A 14,080-nucleotide genomic window follows, 5' to 3' on the forward strand; every position below is an offset into this window, starting at 1 on the left:
TCAATTTTTTTGCGATCCCGCTTAAGCGAGTACGCAGTCGTTCTGGCCGAGCTTCAGGCCGATGATCAGCGGATCATGGTCGGAAGCGGCATAGGGATCGGCGCTGTAGAAACCGGGATCCTTGAACTCGGTCGAATAGGCGAGCAGGTTTGGCTCCTGGGAATTGATGTGCCACTCGGTGGCACCGGTGACCTGCCCTGCAAGCGTTTCGCTGGCCAGGCCATGATCCAGCGTTCCCCACTGACCATCGAAGATATAACTGAAGGCATCGTCGCCGATCATGTCCTTGACGATATTGGCGTAACCCGCAGCCTCGATCGCCTGGATCGGATCCTCGTTCATGTAGGAGTTCAGGTCGCCGATGACCAGCACGTCGGAATCGCCGGACTTTGTCGGGTCCGAGGCAAGCCATTCGGTCAGCTGATTGGCCGCGTCTGTCCGCACGTCGTTCCAAAAGCTCTGCCCATCATCCTGATCGTAGTTCGGGTCGCTGGCATCGGTCAGTCCGCTTGCCCCCTTCGACTTGAAGTGGTTGGCGTTGACGGAGAAGACCTCGCCCGTATCCTTGTCCTCGAACGTGCCGAGGACCGACGGACGATTGCGCTGCATCGCCCCGTCGTCGAACTCGAGATAATCGCTGCCCGTCAGGGTCAGCTCGCCGGTCTTGTAGATGAGGCCGGAGGTGATTGCGTCGGTACCGAGCTTGGTGGCCGTGGCGCCGGTGGCGTGGTCTTCGTAGGTGACGTATTCATAGACGTCCGAGCCATAGGCGTCGTTCAGCGCATCCACCAATGTGGCGATCGCCGATTCACTGCCGAAACCGTTGTTCTGGATTTCCTCCAGGCCGAAAACATCCGCATCAATGGTCTTCATCGCATCGACGATCTTTGCAGTCTGGCGGGCGAAATCCGCTTCCGTCACCGCGCCGCGATCACCGAGCGTGGTGAAATAGTTGAGCACGTTGAAGCTCGACACGGTGAGGTCGCCACCGGTATCGGCCGGAGCATCCGTGCGGACGCCGGAATTCGTGGCCTCATCGACGGAAAGCTGGCCATCGACATTCATACGGTAGCTGTCGAAGCCGTAGGTCATCACGCCCTTGATCGGCGCGGTGATCTCGGCACCGTTGCGCAATGTCGGGCCATCGCCGGTGAAATGGTCGCCGCTGTCGAGATACCCATTGCCGTTGTCGCCATGGGCCGCATCGACACCGATATATTTGAACTCGTCCGGGTTCTGGGCGGTAATGCCGTCATCGATGATGATGCGGTTCAGCGAGTTCTGTTCGGTCAGCGCATCGATCTCGCCGCTTTGCGTCTGCGCATCGTAGACCTGCGTCGGCTGAACCTTCTGGCCGGCGCTGACTTCGATTTCGCCGTAACGCTGCAGATTGAAATTGCCGGTGACAGTGAGATCTTCGCCATTCGAGCTTGAAAGCGAGACGCGCATGCCTTCGAATTTTTCAAGCGCATCCGCCGTCGCGTTCGGCAGTACGACATCGGCATAGTCCGGCAGGGCATGACCGGTCGAGACCGTCGTCAGGCCGGAAATGTCGGTGAGTTCGGTCAGGCCGAAATATTCATCGACCGTGCCGCTCAATTCCACCAGCGAACCGATCGCCACCGTCGGCGTACCGCCGGTAAAGACGAAGATGCCTTCGGACGTCAGCGCATTGCCGTCGTTGTCGGATGCTTCCTCCTGCAGGAAGAAACCGTCGGCGACCATGTGGGTGACGACCGCCGAAACCTTGACGGTCTGGCCTTCGACCAGACTGGCAGTGCCAGTGCCCTGGATCTCGGAGATCAGCATCGGGGTGCCGGGTTCGCCCGGCCCGGTATCGCCGTCATTGGCGCCGCCCTTCGTTGCATCCACCGGACCGGTCCATTCGGTCGGGCCATCACCGGTGCGTTGCAGCGACTGGCCTGCCGGCGTCGACGTGGTTTCCGAAACGCCGATATCCGTGGACGCCATACCGGCTGCAGTGCCGTTCGTGGCGGTGAGCGTTCCTTCATAGCTCAGGAACTCGATCACCTCGCCATTCTTCGAAAGCGAAAGGGCATCCGGCGAACCGTTCTGAATACCGTCCTGCGGCAGGTTCAGGACGTAATAGTCATAGGTGCCGTCAGAGGTCATGCTCATCGCGGAAACAGGCGCCACGTTGCCATATTGCGCACCGTTGCTGCCATTGTAGAACTCGACCTGCATGCCTGAGACGTCTTCGCCAGCGGTTACCCGGATTTCGACGAATTCGCCGCTATCGGCGCCGGCATTGTCGTAATGAATCTCGTTGATCCGCGGCGTCGCCACCTGTTCGATGACATCCGTCACTTCGACGCTGACTGCCGAAACCACAGTCTTGTGGCCGTCATTGGCGGAAACCGTGACCTGATAGCTGTTGTCGCCATTGGCATCGAGTGGGTTCTCGAAATCCGGCGCATTGATGAAACTCAGCTTGCCGGTCGTGGGATCGATCGTGAACAGATCGGAATCGCCGCCATCGACAATGCCATAGGTCAGCGTGTCGTTGACATCAGGATCGGTCGCTGTGACGGTCAGGCCTGTATCGATCTCGTTTTCGGCGACCATGATGTCTGTCGCAGACGTGATGACCGGCGCATCGTTACGGCCGTTGATCACCAGCGAGAAATAACCGACATCGGTGTCGCCATGGCCGTCGGAAATCTTGTAGGTCGCCTTCTCGATCAGCGCCTCGCCCTTGCCAAGACCGGCAACGGCAGGGTTATCAAGATCGAGTTCATAGGTGAATTTGCCGTTGGCATCGAAGGTGAAGGTGCCATAAGTGCCGTCGACGGTTGGAACACCCTTGTCGCCCACCCGGACACCGTCGAAGAAACGTAAAAAGACGTCGTCTCCGTCGACGTCATAGTCGTTCTTCAGCAGATTACCTTTGAAAATCTGCTTCTTCACGTTCATGGAAAAATCGTCGTCGACTGCAACAGGTCTCGTCATGATCATCCTCCGGTTTGTTCACGCACACCGAACCTTGGCCGAGCCAGGACTTCACGCCGGTGCCGGAATTAAAAACAACGGTTGCTACCCGAGAGGACAAACATCCTCGCGGATAGGGTATGAAAAAACAAAATTGCTCGATCCCCGGAAAATCCACCCTCCTGGCGTGCCTTACCGGCGGCAACCAGAAATGATCTACCATGCAAAAAATGGCAGCGATGTAAAAAATTGACAAATGTTAACTGGCTAACGATTTTCAAGGAGCCCGCGAGGCCGATCCCTGCAAATCCACCTGTGCGGGAAAATCCCGACAAATCAACAATTCAAACGATTTAAAATGATCGCGAAGATTGTGGATACCACGCTCGAAAAAAATCGGGGCGGCGCTACTTTTTCTCGCCTGCGCGCCTCTCAATCAGCCGTTGAGTTTTTAAGCAAAACATAATGCGGTCACGCCTTCGCCATATTCTGGGTTGTTGCGGCGTCTCATCTGACGAATAACTGAGGAATCATCCGGCTGGTTTGATCGCGATAACGTCAGTTGGCGGTTTCGCCTTCCGGGCTGCGCTTCTGCCATTCGAACGGGCTGAGCAGCATTCGCTTGCCGATATCGCCGCTCCAGCTGGAGCGAAGCCCTTGCTTCGTCAGTGCCGCGGTGATCTCCCGGGCAATGGCCGGCGTGTTCTCGTTGCGCTTCTCGAAGGCGCCGAATGTCAGATAGAGTTCTTCGTCGGAAAGCGCGGCCTGGACGTCTTCACCGCCGTAGAAGACGAAACCGGAAGAGGCGACATTCACCTCACGCCGCATCTGGAACTCTTCGGCCACATCCGCAAAACCATCCGATTGGGTCATCCCCGCATCGTGCAGCGCGACGATGCCGGATGCGCGAAGCTCGACAAAGGCTGCATCCAGCCGGTCCCAGTCCGTCTGCGCCGGCCAGCTGCGCTCCTCGTCGCGCTTCTCCCCGAACTGACGGTCGATATCCGCTCTCAACCATTGCCGGTCGATATCGGTCACGACCGCTGAGGCCGGATAACCTTCCAGCACGATATCCAGCACCGCATCCTGCGGCTCGAACCCGCTCCAGACGAGTCTGCGGATTTCAACCGCCGCATCCTGCCGGTCGATCATGGCCGGAACGTCTTCGGCCGGCTCCACCGGCTTCGGCGGAAACCAGCGCGCCAGCAGGATTTTCAGAAGTTCAAGCATCGGCGGTCCGTTCCCTTCAGAGCCCGCCCTGCTCTTTCAGGAACCGGACGACATGGTCAACACCCTCGCCGCGCTTCAGGTCGGTAAATACGTGCGGCTTCATCTCGCGCATGCGCGATGCGTCGCGGTCCATCACGTCGATATCGACGCCAACATAGGGCGCCAGGTCCTTCTTGTTGATGATCAGCAGGTCAGAGCGGGTAATGCCGGGCCCGCCCTTGCGCGGGATTTCCTCGCCTTGGCAGGTGGAGATGACGTAGATGGTGATATCGGCGAGATCCGGCGAAAAGGTCGCGGCCAGATTGTCGCCGCCGGATTCGATGAAGACCACATCTAGATCGGGAATACGCTGGTTCAATCCGGCGATCGCCTGCAGATTGATCGTCGCATCCTCACGGATGGCGGTATGCGGGCAGCCGCCCGTCTCAACGCCGACGATGCGGTCCGAGGTCAGGGCCTGCATCCGGACCAGCGCCTCGGCATCTTCCTTCGTGTAGATATCGTTGGTGACGACGGCGACCGAATAATCTTCGCGCATCGCCTTGCAGAGTTTTTCGGTGAGCGCCGTCTTGCCCGAGCCGACAGGTCCGCCGATGCCGACGCGAAGCGGTCCGTTTGCCGATTTCATGGGTCTTCCTTTCATGATTTTCGAGAAGAGCTTTACGCGCGCCCTCAACTGCGGAAAAGCCGCGAATGCTGGGTTTCATGCCGCAAGGACGCGATTTCTGCCTGCACCGCTGCACCGCCAAGATCGTCTAGCGTCAGGCTTGGAGCCCGCTCGGAAAGCTGCGCGATCGAAGCTTCGAGAACCGCCAGGATTTTCACGCCATCCGCCTGCCCGCAGCAACCGAGCCGGATACCGGCCGACACCGCCTGTGACACCGCGGCATGCAGAAAGGCGGCCAGCGCCTTGTCTGCCGGCACGCCATGTCCGGCGGCAATCGCCCCTACCGCAACCGGAAACGGCAGGTCCGCCGGCAAGCATTCCAACATCGGAGCCGGCCAAGCGGAGGCGGCCGTCACGAAAGCGCTGCCGAGCGATGCCGTCTCGGCAAACCGCTCCGCCGAACCCGCCATCGCCAGGCCGAGTTCGGCGATTTCCGCCAGCGCTGCTGCATCCTCGAAATGCCGCCAGGCTTCAGAAAACAGCACCGCGTCATTCCATAACGAGCCGTGCCGCATCAGCGTCGCAAGCCAGTCTTCGAGATCGGTCGCATTTTTCACCAGCTGATCGGCAACAGCCCTTTCCAGCCCGCCCGACCATGCGAAACCGCCGATCGGGAAAGCCGGGGAAAGCCATGCCATCAGCCGCAGCAGCGCCCGGGTATCGAGGCCCTGGTTCATGCCGGCTCAATCATGGTGATGGTCATGGCTCATGTCCGTGGTCATGTGAGTGGCCGCCATGCGAATGATAGGCGCCGCGAGCCGGCTGAAAGCCTTCTTCGACATCCGTCACGGTGGCACCGAGCCCCTGCAGCATGGAACGGATGACATGGTCGCGCAGGATCAGGATGCGGCCTTCCTCGATCTGCGCCGAAAGATGCCGGTTGCCGAGATGCCAGGCAAGTTCGATCAGATGAACGATATCGCGACCCTTCACTTCGAAGAGCTTTTCGGGCGCCGCCTGCACTTCGACCGTATCGCCATTATCGAGCACCAGCCGGTCGCCGTGATGGAAGAGTACCGCTTCCTTGAGATCGAGCATCACCATGTCGCCATTCGACAGATGCAGCAGCTTGCGGCGCAGGTGGCGCAGGTCATGCGGCAAGGTGACGATATCGACGGGCGGATCGGACACTTCGCCGGCCGGACGATAGGAATGGATGTGCTGCATGGAAAACTCCGGTCAATTGAAAAGCTTGAGCGACACGTTAAGCGTCTGCGGCAACGGATTCCAGAGGCCGGTGCGCAAACCGGCGGCGCGCAGGGCCGCGGCCGTCCAGGTGTTGCAGCCGACGACGGCGTTGAAATATCCGTTCGCCTCGAAGAAACGATCAGAGGCGCCATAACCGGCACCCGGTATCACCGCGACCTCACCCGCTTCCCGCGTGAAACTCGCCTGGATGAATTCCACGAGCCGCTGGAATTCCGCTGCACTCAAATCCAGCGGCGTGACCAGCGGATGCGTCTCGTCGATGCCGCCAAAGACCTCCGCATGCATCACCGAATTGTCGATCGTCAGGGCACGAAATAGCGGCAGCGGCTTGAGCTCCGCCCAGGTCGGCGTTTCCAGATAGAAGGCGCGGCCGCCCCAGCCGAGGATCAGCCATTTGGCCGCCGGATCGGCGGTTGGAACACCGGCTTCGCCGATGAAAGCAAAGGCCGCACGGGTATCGTCCGACAAGGGGATGGCGATATCGGTGTGAATGGGATTGGACAGAACCAGGATCCGACGGCTCCCCGCCGACGCAGCCTCTCGCGCCGGTGCAAACAGCGGTCGCGGCACGAATGTCCCGGCCGCCATGATAAGGATCACCGCCAGGATCGCGACCAGAAATCGGCGAAAGACTTTTATCATTCCATATGTCCGAGGTGCGAAATCACCCTAGAACAGGAAATAACGCTGCGCCATCGGCAGAACCGTGGCCGGCTGGCAGGTCAGCAGTTCGCCGTCGGCACGCACTTCATAGGTCTCCGGATTGACCTCGATAAATGGCGTTGCCGAATTGTGGACCATGGAGGCCTTGGAGATGCCGCCACGCACGTTCTTTACCGCCACCAGCTTCTTGGCGACACCGAGCTTGTGGGCAAGGCCGGCATCGAGCGAAGCCTGGGACACGAAAGTGACGGAGGAGTTGGTTCTGAGCTTGCCATAGGCGGCAAACATCGGCCGGTAATGCATCGGCTGCGGTGTCGGGATCGAGGCATTCGGATCGCCCATCGGGGCCGCCGCGATCGAGCCGCCCATCAGCACCATATCCGGCTTCACACCGAAGAAAGCCGGGCTCCACAACACGAGATCGGCGCGCTTGCCGACTTCGACCGAGCCGATCTCATGCGAAACGCCATGCGCGATCGCCGGATTGATCGTATATTTGGCGATGTAGCGCTTCACACGGAAATTGTCGTTGTCTCCGGTTTCCTGCGCAAGCTGTCCACGCTGGCGCTTCATCTTGTCGGCCGTCTGCCAGGTGCGGATCGCCACCTCGCCGACGCGGCCCATAGCCTGGCTGTCGGAGGAGATGATCGAAAAGGCGCCGATATCGTGCAGGATATCTTCCGCCGCGATGGTTTCCTTGCGGATGCGGCTTTCGGCGAATGCGATGTCTTCCGGGATCGACGGCGACAGGTGATGGCAGACCATCAGCATGTCGAGATGTTCGTCGAGCGTGTTGATCGTGTAAGGCCGGGTCGGATTGGTGGAGGACGGAATGACGTTCGGATTGCCGCAGATTTTGATGATATCGGGCGCATGCCCGCCGCCAGCACCTTCCGTGTGAAAGGCATGAATGGTGCGGCCTTTGATGGCCGCGACCGTGTCTTCCACGAAACCGCTCTCGTTCAGCGTATCCGTATGGATCATCACCTGCACGTCGAAGGCGTCTGCCACCGTGAGGCAGTTGTCGATCGCCGCCGGCGTCGTGCCCCAGTCCTCATGCAGCTTCAGCGACGAGGCGCCGGCAAGGATCATCTCTTCCAGCGGCGCCGGCAGCGAGGCATTGCCCTTGCCGGCAAGCGCCAGGTTCATCGGGAAAGCGTCGAAACTTTCGATCATCCGCTCGATATGCCATGCACCGGTGCAGGTCGTCGCCAGCGTCCCGTGCGCCGGGCCGGAACCGCCGCCGAGCATGGTGGTGATGCCGCTCATCAGCGCCTCTTCGATCTGCTGCGGGCAGATGAAGTGGATATGCGCGTCCATCCCGCCGGCTGTCAGGATCTTGCCCTCGCCGGCAATCGCCTCGGTCGAAGGGCCGACGATGATCGTCACGCCCGGCTGCGTATCCGGATTGCCGGCCTTGCCGATCGCGTGGATGCGGCCGTCCTTCAGGCCGACATCCGCCTTGTAGATACCGGAATGATCGACGATGAGAGCATTGGTGATGACGGTATCGACCGCTCCTTCGGCGCGTGTTGCCTGGCTCTGTCCCATGCCGTCGCGAATGACCTTGCCGCCGCCGAACTTCACCTCTTCGCCATAGATGGTGAAATCCTTCTCCACCTCGATGAACAGTTCGGTATCGGCGAGCCGCACCTTGTCGCCGGTGGTCGGGCCGAACATCGAGGCATAAGAGGCACGGGACATCTTGTGGGGCATGGTTAGTCTACCTCGGACTTATTCAAAAAGCATTCGTTCGGTTTGGAAATTCAATGCTCAGGAAAACTTAGTTTCCAAAGGCTTCGGTCAATTCCTTGAGGTCGAGCGTACGCTTGCGGGTCAGGTCAGCCGAGCAGTCGTAGATCAACTGCGGCTCCATGCTGCCGCCATGCGACTGCCATGCGTAGGACTCGCAATGGGCGTCGCGATAGGCGACCCAGGCGCGCTGGGCCGCGACCAGCGCCGCATCCGATGCCGGCTGCTCCGTGGCGGCATCCACATCCCATTTCTTCGTCGCCTTGCGCGCAGCCTGATACTGCGCGTTCAAGGCCTTATCTGCCGCGTTGTAATCCTGCTCGGCGCAGTAGGTCATCTCCATCTGCGTCTCGGCCTTCTTGCAATTGACCTTCGGTTGCTGCGCCATGGCCGGCAATGCGAACAACGCGCCGAAAACAACCGCGCCCGTGAAAACGATCTTCAATTGGTATCTCCCTTGACCAATTTTGCCTGCGCAAACCTCAAAGCTTGCCCATGACCTTCTGCTGGAACCCATAGACCGTACGGCTACCGGAAAGCGGGATCAACGTGACCTGCCGCTTCTGTCCCGGCTCGAACCGCACCGCCGTACCAGCCGGAATATCGAGCCGCATGCCGCGCACACTGTCGCGGTCGAAAACAAGCCCATTGTTGGTTTCGAAGAAATGGTAGTGGCTGCCCACCTGCACCGGCCGGTCGCCGGTATTGGACACCTCGATCGTTATTGTCTCGGCGCCGGCATTCAGCTCGATTTCGCCTTTTGCGGCAATGATTTCACCGGGAATCATGATGGTCTCCTTCAGGCGGGTCAGGCCGCCTTGGGCGCGCAGCCCTCGGCCTTCAGAACACGTTTCGTGGATGCCGGAAACTTCGTGAGCTTCTCCGATGGACGTACCGGGCGACGCACCAGTTCACCGCCGCAATTGGTGCAGATGCCGGCCAGCGTGCCGGTGGCGCAATCGACGCAATAAGTGCATTCGAACGTGCAGATCATCGCCTCCCGGCTTTCGGGCGGCAAATCCTTGTCGCAGCATTCGCAATTGGGTCGCAGTTCCAGCATGACGTCCTCCTCAGCGGATCGGCTCGTGTACGGTCACAAGCTTCGTCCCATCCGGAAACGTCGCCTCCACCTGTACGTCGTGGATCATTTCCGCGATGCCCTCCATCACCTGGTCGCGGGTGACGACACCGGCGCCGGCCGCCATCAGGTCGGCGACCGAACGGCCGTCGCGCGCACCTTCGACGACAAAATCGGTGATCAGCGCGATCGCTTCCGGATAGTTCAGCTTGACGCCGCGCTCCAGCCTGCGGCGGGCGACCATCGCCGCCATGGATATCAGAAGCTTGTCTTTTTCTCTGGGCGTCAGGTTCATCAGGGCACCGCGTTAAACTCTAGATATTCCAGACTTTCGGCACTGGCGCTCCGTTACGCAATACGGAAATTGCCGGTGTCAGAATTTTTCTCAACTCATAGCCAGTCGGCGCGACAAGACGTGCGATCAGCTTGCCGTTCCAGTGGCTTGCTCCGCCGGCCGTGCCATCCAGGCATTGGCGCAATTTCGGGAAAAGCGCTTCGGCGAGCGGCCCGGCATAGAATAGCGTGGCAAACGCCACCTGCCCGGAAAGCACCGCCGCGGCTTGAGAAAGCCGCTCGATCTCCCCTTCGAACTTCATCTCTTCCGCATGGATCAGCCGGCCCGAACGGCGCACGCGCCAGCGGTCGCGAAACGTGCCGTTCGCCACCGCCTCACCCATCGCCTTGCGGCCGAGCAGCACCGCTTCGACGGCCAGAAATTCGGAATTTTCGGAAAGATCGACATCCAGCCGCCGCGTCAGCGAGGACCGGTCGAAAAGAATGGTTTCCTGCGGCAGCCAATGGACGGAGGCGCCCTCGCCGACGGTAATTCGGGTGGAAACGGATGCCGCACCAGCAGCAGCCCGGTAGATCTTCTCGTTCGCCTGGGTGGTGACCGAGACATGGGTGGAATCGGATGCGGCGACGGACCATTCGATCACGTCGCCGCCCGTCAGTCCCCCTGACGTATTGATGAGGATCGCCTCCATTTCAGGCGAAAAAGTTTCCGGAAGGCGAATTTTTGAGCAGCCTTCCTGGAAGAATTCGGCAAGCCTTGTGCGCCCGCCGAACGCCTTGGTTACAAGGCGTCCTGTACCCCTTGCCCGCTGCGGCGCATATTCATCGGCTCGTTGCTGCACGTGCGTCCCTGGATTTCGTCTTCGGTCGTGCAGGCCGATGCAACACCCGTGCCAGACTTCACGACTTTGGCCGGGGCAGCAGTGGCGAGCACTTCCGTATTGTCGGCCTTGCCGAAGAAGTCCCACATCCGGAAAGCCGGATCAACATTGGCGTCGAAGGCAGGCTTGGCCGGCACGATGGCGGCAACCTTGGTAACCGCGGCCGAGCTTTCCTTGGCGGAAGCCAGCACGGCTTCTGTCGCAGGCGCCGGCTTCGGCCAGTCATGGGTGCCATTAGCGAAAACGTAGGATGCGATGCGCGCGCCGTTTTTGCAGGTGCCGTAGGTGCTGAAGGTCACACCATCGATCGTCTTCGCTTCCGCGGCGCCCTTGCATCCGTCGAGTTCGGTCCAGCGCTGGATCGCCGTCTTGAAGCCGTATTGCCAATAGGTGCTGCCACCGCCCGCATAAGGGTTGGACTCGTCCTTGACGCCCGCAAACGCCATGATCGAGATCGGCCGCGCCGGATTGCAGTTGGCCGCTTCCGGACCCCATTTGCCGTCGGTTTCAACCGGACGGCCGGCGCGCAGCGAATGCACGAAGCCGGCAGCGGCGAATTCGTCATGGCCGGAGCAAAGAAAAGCCGAGAGCATGCGGCCGCCGCCGGAATAACCGGAAGCATAGATGCGAGCCGAATCCACGCAGAAGTCTTCCTTCACCTCTTCCACGGCGTCTTCGATATATTCGATCTCGTCGAGGCCGCCCTGCTGCGCCGTCACGAACGGGACATTCCAGGCATAGTTCTGATTAGGTCCGACCGTCAGGCTGCCCTGCAGCGCCACGACGATGAAACCGTTCTTTTCCGCAACCTTGTCCCACGAGCTGCGGTCGAGCTGCGAACTCGGATTGCTGTGACTGCCGTGCAGATCGAATACGACAGGAACCTTGCTCTTGCCGGTATAGGAAGACGGAATGAAATAGATGGCAGTGCGATCGATACCATCGGCATCAATGGTCATCTGGTGACGGCCCGGCTGCATCGGCTGGCCGCAGCCTGCAAGGGCGCTACCGGTCATGGCGCCCAGAAAAACAGCTCCGACCGCCATCATGCGGCTAAGAGCGGAACGAGAGAAGGTACCGGCTACGCAAGCAAAATCCATCAGCGCCTCATCATGGGTGCAGGGGTTTTCATCAATGTGCAGGAACTCGGCGTCGAAAACATTGATCTTTATCAATTTTGCTTCGACGACCGTTAATTAGCACAAGGTCATACCCCTGCATACAATTGATTTGCTGCGACGCACTCCAAACTTTCACATATGAAAATAGGGTACGGATTATACCGTAAGGTGGCGTCTAGCCTCCGGCGTATCCAATGTTTCGGCCGCTCCTTCATGGACGATCTCGCCGCGATCCATGATGTAAACCTGGTCGGCAAGCTCGCGACAGAAGTCGAGATATTGCTCGACAAGCAGGATCGCCATGCCGGTAGAATCGCGCAAGTATCGGATCGCCCGGCCAATATCCTTGATGATCGACGGCTGGATACCTTCGGTCGGTTCATCGAGAACGAGGATACGCGGCCGCGTCACCATCGCCCGACCGATCGCCAATTGCTGCTGCTGGCCACCGGACAAATCGCCGCCGCGCCGGCCGAGCATCGTTTTCAGGACCGGAAAGAGCGAGAAGATCTCGTCGGGGATGAATTTGTCCTTGCGGGCCAGCGGCGCGTAACCGCTCTGCAGGTTCTCCTGCACCGTTAAGAGCGGAAAGACCTCGCGGCCCTGCGGCACATAGCCGATGCCATGCTTGGCGCGAACATAAGGCGGCAGTCCGTTCAGCACCTCGTTCTGGAAGCTGATCGTGCCGGCACTGACCGGATGCTGGCCGGTGACAGCCCGCAGAAGCGAACTCTTGCCAACACCGTTGCGGCCGAGCACGCAGGTGATCTTGCCCATTTCCGCAGTGATCGAGACACCGCGCAGAGCCTGTGCCGCGCCGTAATGTAGATTGACGTTGTTGACTGTCAGCATCCCGTTCACCCGTTATCGTATCAGTTCATCAGAGTACGCCTCAGCGTTTGCAGGGCGATCTCCTGTTCCTTCGTTCTTTCGCCACCGACCTCGGCGACTTCCTCGGCCATGCCGATCAACTGCTGCCGCTCATGCATGTCGAGCGCCTTCATCCAGAGGTCGCGGAAGCGGCGGATCGGATCTTCCGGACTGGTGACGTTCTTTGAGGCCCATTCTCCGAACACAAGCACTTCATCCATATCCGCCGGGCGGATGATCCCGGTCATGCGGTTGCGGATGACGCCCTTCGCCGCATCGAGATACATCGGCTTTTCCTTCGCCAGGCAGAAGAAGAAGGCGACCGCTGCAATCGCCGGATCGGCAATCGAAGCCAGCGGTGCCGCTTCAGCCTGTTTGCGGAACTGCCGGCGCTTATAGGCACCCCGCATCCGCTCGACGGAATCGATGATCTCGCTTCCCGCCTCGCGCGCCATTTTCAAACGCCAGTACCAGACGGCAGCGCCGCCGATCGCCATAACCAGAATACCAAGCAAAGCCATGCTGAAACCCCAAAGCAAAACCCGACCGTTTTAGAGCGTTTTCTACCGTGAGGTTCAAGACTGGAAGTTTCACGTCACCGTCCTAAATAATTTTCGATCACTTTCGGATCGCTCGACACGAAGTCGATCGATCCTTCCGCCAGCACCGAGCCCTCCGCCAGACACGTTACTTTCACACCCAGATCGCGGATGAAGCCCATGTCATGCTCGACGACCACCACCGAGCGCGTCTTGGCGATTTCCTTGAGCAGGATCGCGGTCTCCACCGTCTCGGCGTCCGTCATGCCAGCCACCGGTTCGTCGACCAGCAGAAGCTTCGGCTCCTGCGCCAGCAGCATGCCGATTTCCAGCCATTGCTTTTGGCCGTGCGACAGGTTGGCGGCGTATTCGTCTTTCCGATGCGTCAGGCGAACGGTTTCAAGGATCTCCTCAATGCGTGTCTTATCTTCCGCAGTCAGCCGGTAGAACAGCGTGCCGAACACGCCGCGATCACGGTTCAGCGCCAGTTCCAGATTGTCCCAGACCGTATGGCTTTCGAATACCGTCGGCTTCTGAAACTTGCGGCCGATGCCGAGCTGGGCGATGTCTGCCTCATCCTTCTTGGTGAGATCGATCGAATCCTCGAAAAGCACCGTACCGCTGTCCGGCCGGGTCTTGCCAGTGATAATGTCCATCATCGTCGTCTTGCCGGCGCCGTTCGGGCCGATGATCGCACGGAGTTCGCCGGGTTCGACCACGAAGGACAGCGAGTTGATTGCCTTGAAGCCGTCGAAGGCGACCGAGACGTTTTCGAGATAGAGCAGGCTTTTGGTTCTGGTTTCGGCAATCGTGTTCATCTTGCGCTC

General features: G+C 59.7%; 15 protein-coding genes and 1 pseudogene. All 16 read right to left on the reverse strand.

What is annotated here, in order from left to right:
* Nucleotides 1-21: 21 nt before the first annotated feature.
* On the reverse strand, nucleotides 22-2,970 hold the full coding sequence (locus KX729_RS07855) for an ExeM/NucH family extracellular endonuclease (RefSeq protein WP_219741902.1): 2,949 nt from the start codon (nucleotides 2,968-2,970) through the stop codon (nucleotides 22-24).
* 537 nt (nucleotides 2,971-3,507) lie between these two features.
* Complete coding sequence (locus KX729_RS07860; RefSeq protein ID WP_219741903.1) at nucleotides 3,508-4,179, reverse strand: DUF6891 domain-containing protein; 672 nt, start codon at nucleotides 4,177-4,179, stop codon at nucleotides 3,508-3,510.
* Nucleotides 4,180-4,195: 16 nt separating this feature from the next.
* Entirely contained in the window at nucleotides 4,196-4,807 is a 612-nt protein-coding gene (gene ureG, locus KX729_RS07865; RefSeq protein WP_219741904.1) for an urease accessory protein UreG, read from the reverse strand.
* Nucleotides 4,808-4,851: 44 nt separating this feature from the next.
* Nucleotides 4,852-5,523 carry an urease accessory protein UreF gene (locus KX729_RS07870; RefSeq protein ID WP_219741905.1) on the reverse strand — a complete coding sequence of 224 codons (672 nt, stop codon included), beginning with the start codon at nucleotides 5,521-5,523 and terminating at the stop codon, nucleotides 4,852-4,854.
* A gap of 6 nt (nucleotides 5,524-5,529) precedes the next feature.
* A pseudogene (gene ureE, locus KX729_RS07875) lies at nucleotides 5,530-6,013 on the reverse strand (urease accessory protein UreE).
* Between the two features lie 12 nt (nucleotides 6,014-6,025).
* A complete protein-coding gene (locus KX729_RS07880; RefSeq protein WP_219741907.1) occupies nucleotides 6,026-6,697 on the reverse strand; it encodes a TIGR02117 family protein in 672 nt (223 codons plus the stop codon).
* Nucleotides 6,698-6,724: 27 nt separating this feature from the next.
* Nucleotides 6,725-8,434, reverse strand: coding sequence for an urease subunit alpha (gene ureC, locus KX729_RS07885; RefSeq protein WP_219741908.1), 1,710 nt, complete (start codon nucleotides 8,432-8,434; stop codon nucleotides 6,725-6,727).
* Between the two features lie 67 nt (nucleotides 8,435-8,501).
* Nucleotides 8,502-8,858, reverse strand: coding sequence for a lysozyme inhibitor LprI family protein (locus tag KX729_RS07890; protein ID WP_312990784.1), 357 nt, complete (start codon nucleotides 8,856-8,858; stop codon nucleotides 8,502-8,504).
* Between the two features lie 94 nt (nucleotides 8,859-8,952).
* Complete coding sequence (locus KX729_RS07895) at nucleotides 8,953-9,258, reverse strand: urease subunit beta (protein WP_219741910.1); 306 nt, start codon at nucleotides 9,256-9,258, stop codon at nucleotides 8,953-8,955.
* Between the two features lie 20 nt (nucleotides 9,259-9,278).
* Nucleotides 9,279-9,530, reverse strand: a complete 252-nt coding sequence (locus tag KX729_RS07900) for a DUF1272 domain-containing protein (protein WP_219741911.1) — start codon at nucleotides 9,528-9,530, stop codon at nucleotides 9,279-9,281.
* Between the two features lie 10 nt (nucleotides 9,531-9,540).
* Nucleotides 9,541-9,843 carry an urease subunit gamma gene (locus KX729_RS07905; protein WP_219741912.1) on the reverse strand — a complete coding sequence of 101 codons (303 nt, stop codon included), beginning with the start codon at nucleotides 9,841-9,843 and terminating at the stop codon, nucleotides 9,541-9,543.
* Nucleotides 9,844-9,862: 19 nt separating this feature from the next.
* Nucleotides 9,863-10,684 (reverse strand): urease accessory protein UreD, encoded by an 822-nt coding sequence (locus KX729_RS07910; protein ID WP_219741913.1) that lies wholly within the window; start codon nucleotides 10,682-10,684, stop codon nucleotides 9,863-9,865.
* Nucleotides 10,624-11,898 carry a CE1 family esterase gene (locus KX729_RS07915; RefSeq protein WP_246617481.1) on the reverse strand — a complete coding sequence of 425 codons (1,275 nt, stop codon included), beginning with the start codon at nucleotides 11,896-11,898 and terminating at the stop codon, nucleotides 10,624-10,626. The genes KX729_RS07910 and KX729_RS07915 overlap by 61 nt, the downstream gene beginning before the upstream one ends.
* Nucleotides 11,899-12,000: 102 nt before the next feature.
* The gene (gene urtE, locus KX729_RS07920) at nucleotides 12,001-12,696 is read right to left on the reverse strand and encodes an urea ABC transporter ATP-binding subunit UrtE (protein ID WP_219741914.1); all 696 of its coding nucleotides are present in this window, start codon (nucleotides 12,694-12,696) and stop codon (nucleotides 12,001-12,003) included.
* Between the two features lie 20 nt (nucleotides 12,697-12,716).
* The gene (locus tag KX729_RS07925) at nucleotides 12,717-13,235 is read right to left on the reverse strand and encodes a hypothetical protein (RefSeq protein ID WP_219741915.1); all 519 of its coding nucleotides are present in this window, start codon (nucleotides 13,233-13,235) and stop codon (nucleotides 12,717-12,719) included.
* Nucleotides 13,236-13,309: 74 nt separating this feature from the next.
* Nucleotides 13,310-14,071 carry an urea ABC transporter ATP-binding protein UrtD gene (urtD, locus tag KX729_RS07930; RefSeq protein WP_219741916.1) on the reverse strand — a complete coding sequence of 254 codons (762 nt, stop codon included), beginning with the start codon at nucleotides 14,069-14,071 and terminating at the stop codon, nucleotides 13,310-13,312.
* Nucleotides 14,072-14,080: the final 9 nt, after the last annotated feature.

Origin of the sequence: Neorhizobium populisoli (genome assembly GCF_019430945.1) — a bacterium.
In the GTDB taxonomy this organism is placed as follows: Bacteria; Pseudomonadota; Alphaproteobacteria; order Rhizobiales; family Rhizobiaceae; genus Neorhizobium; species Neorhizobium populisoli.

Excerpts from the sequence above, each read along its gene's own strand:
- KX729_RS07855 (WP_219741902.1), bottom strand. The coding sequence starts at position 2,970 with ATGACGAGACCTGTTGCAGTCGACGACGATTTTTCCATGAACGTGAAG.
- KX729_RS07860 (WP_219741903.1), bottom strand. The coding sequence starts at position 4,179 with ATGCTTGAACTTCTGAAAATCCTGCTGGCGCGCTGGTTTCCGCCGAAG.
- ureG (WP_219741904.1), bottom strand. The coding sequence starts at position 4,807 with ATGAAATCGGCAAACGGACCGCTTCGCGTCGGCATCGGCGGACCTGTC.
- KX729_RS07870 (WP_219741905.1), bottom strand. The coding sequence starts at position 5,523 with ATGAACCAGGGCCTCGATACCCGGGCGCTGCTGCGGCTGATGGCATGG.
- KX729_RS07880 (WP_219741907.1), bottom strand. The coding sequence starts at position 6,697 with ATGATAAAAGTCTTTCGCCGATTTCTGGTCGCGATCCTGGCGGTGATC.
- ureC (WP_219741908.1), bottom strand. The coding sequence starts at position 8,434 with ATGCCCCACAAGATGTCCCGTGCCTCTTATGCCTCGATGTTCGGCCCG.
- KX729_RS07890 (WP_312990784.1), bottom strand. The coding sequence starts at position 8,858 with ATGGCGCAGCAACCGAAGGTCAATTGCAAGAAGGCCGAGACGCAGATG.
- KX729_RS07895 (WP_219741910.1), bottom strand. The coding sequence starts at position 9,258 with ATGATTCCCGGTGAAATCATTGCCGCAAAAGGCGAAATCGAGCTGAAT.
- KX729_RS07900 (WP_219741911.1), bottom strand. The coding sequence starts at position 9,530 with ATGCTGGAACTGCGACCCAATTGCGAATGCTGCGACAAGGATTTGCCG.
- KX729_RS07905 (WP_219741912.1), bottom strand. The coding sequence starts at position 9,843 with ATGAACCTGACGCCCAGAGAAAAAGACAAGCTTCTGATATCCATGGCG.
- urtE (WP_219741914.1), bottom strand. The coding sequence starts at position 12,696 with ATGCTGACAGTCAACAACGTCAATCTACATTACGGCGCGGCACAGGCT.
- KX729_RS07925 (WP_219741915.1), bottom strand. The coding sequence starts at position 13,235 with ATGGCTTTGCTTGGTATTCTGGTTATGGCGATCGGCGGCGCTGCCGTC.
- urtD (WP_219741916.1), bottom strand. The coding sequence starts at position 14,071 with ATGAACACGATTGCCGAAACCAGAACCAAAAGCCTGCTCTATCTCGAA.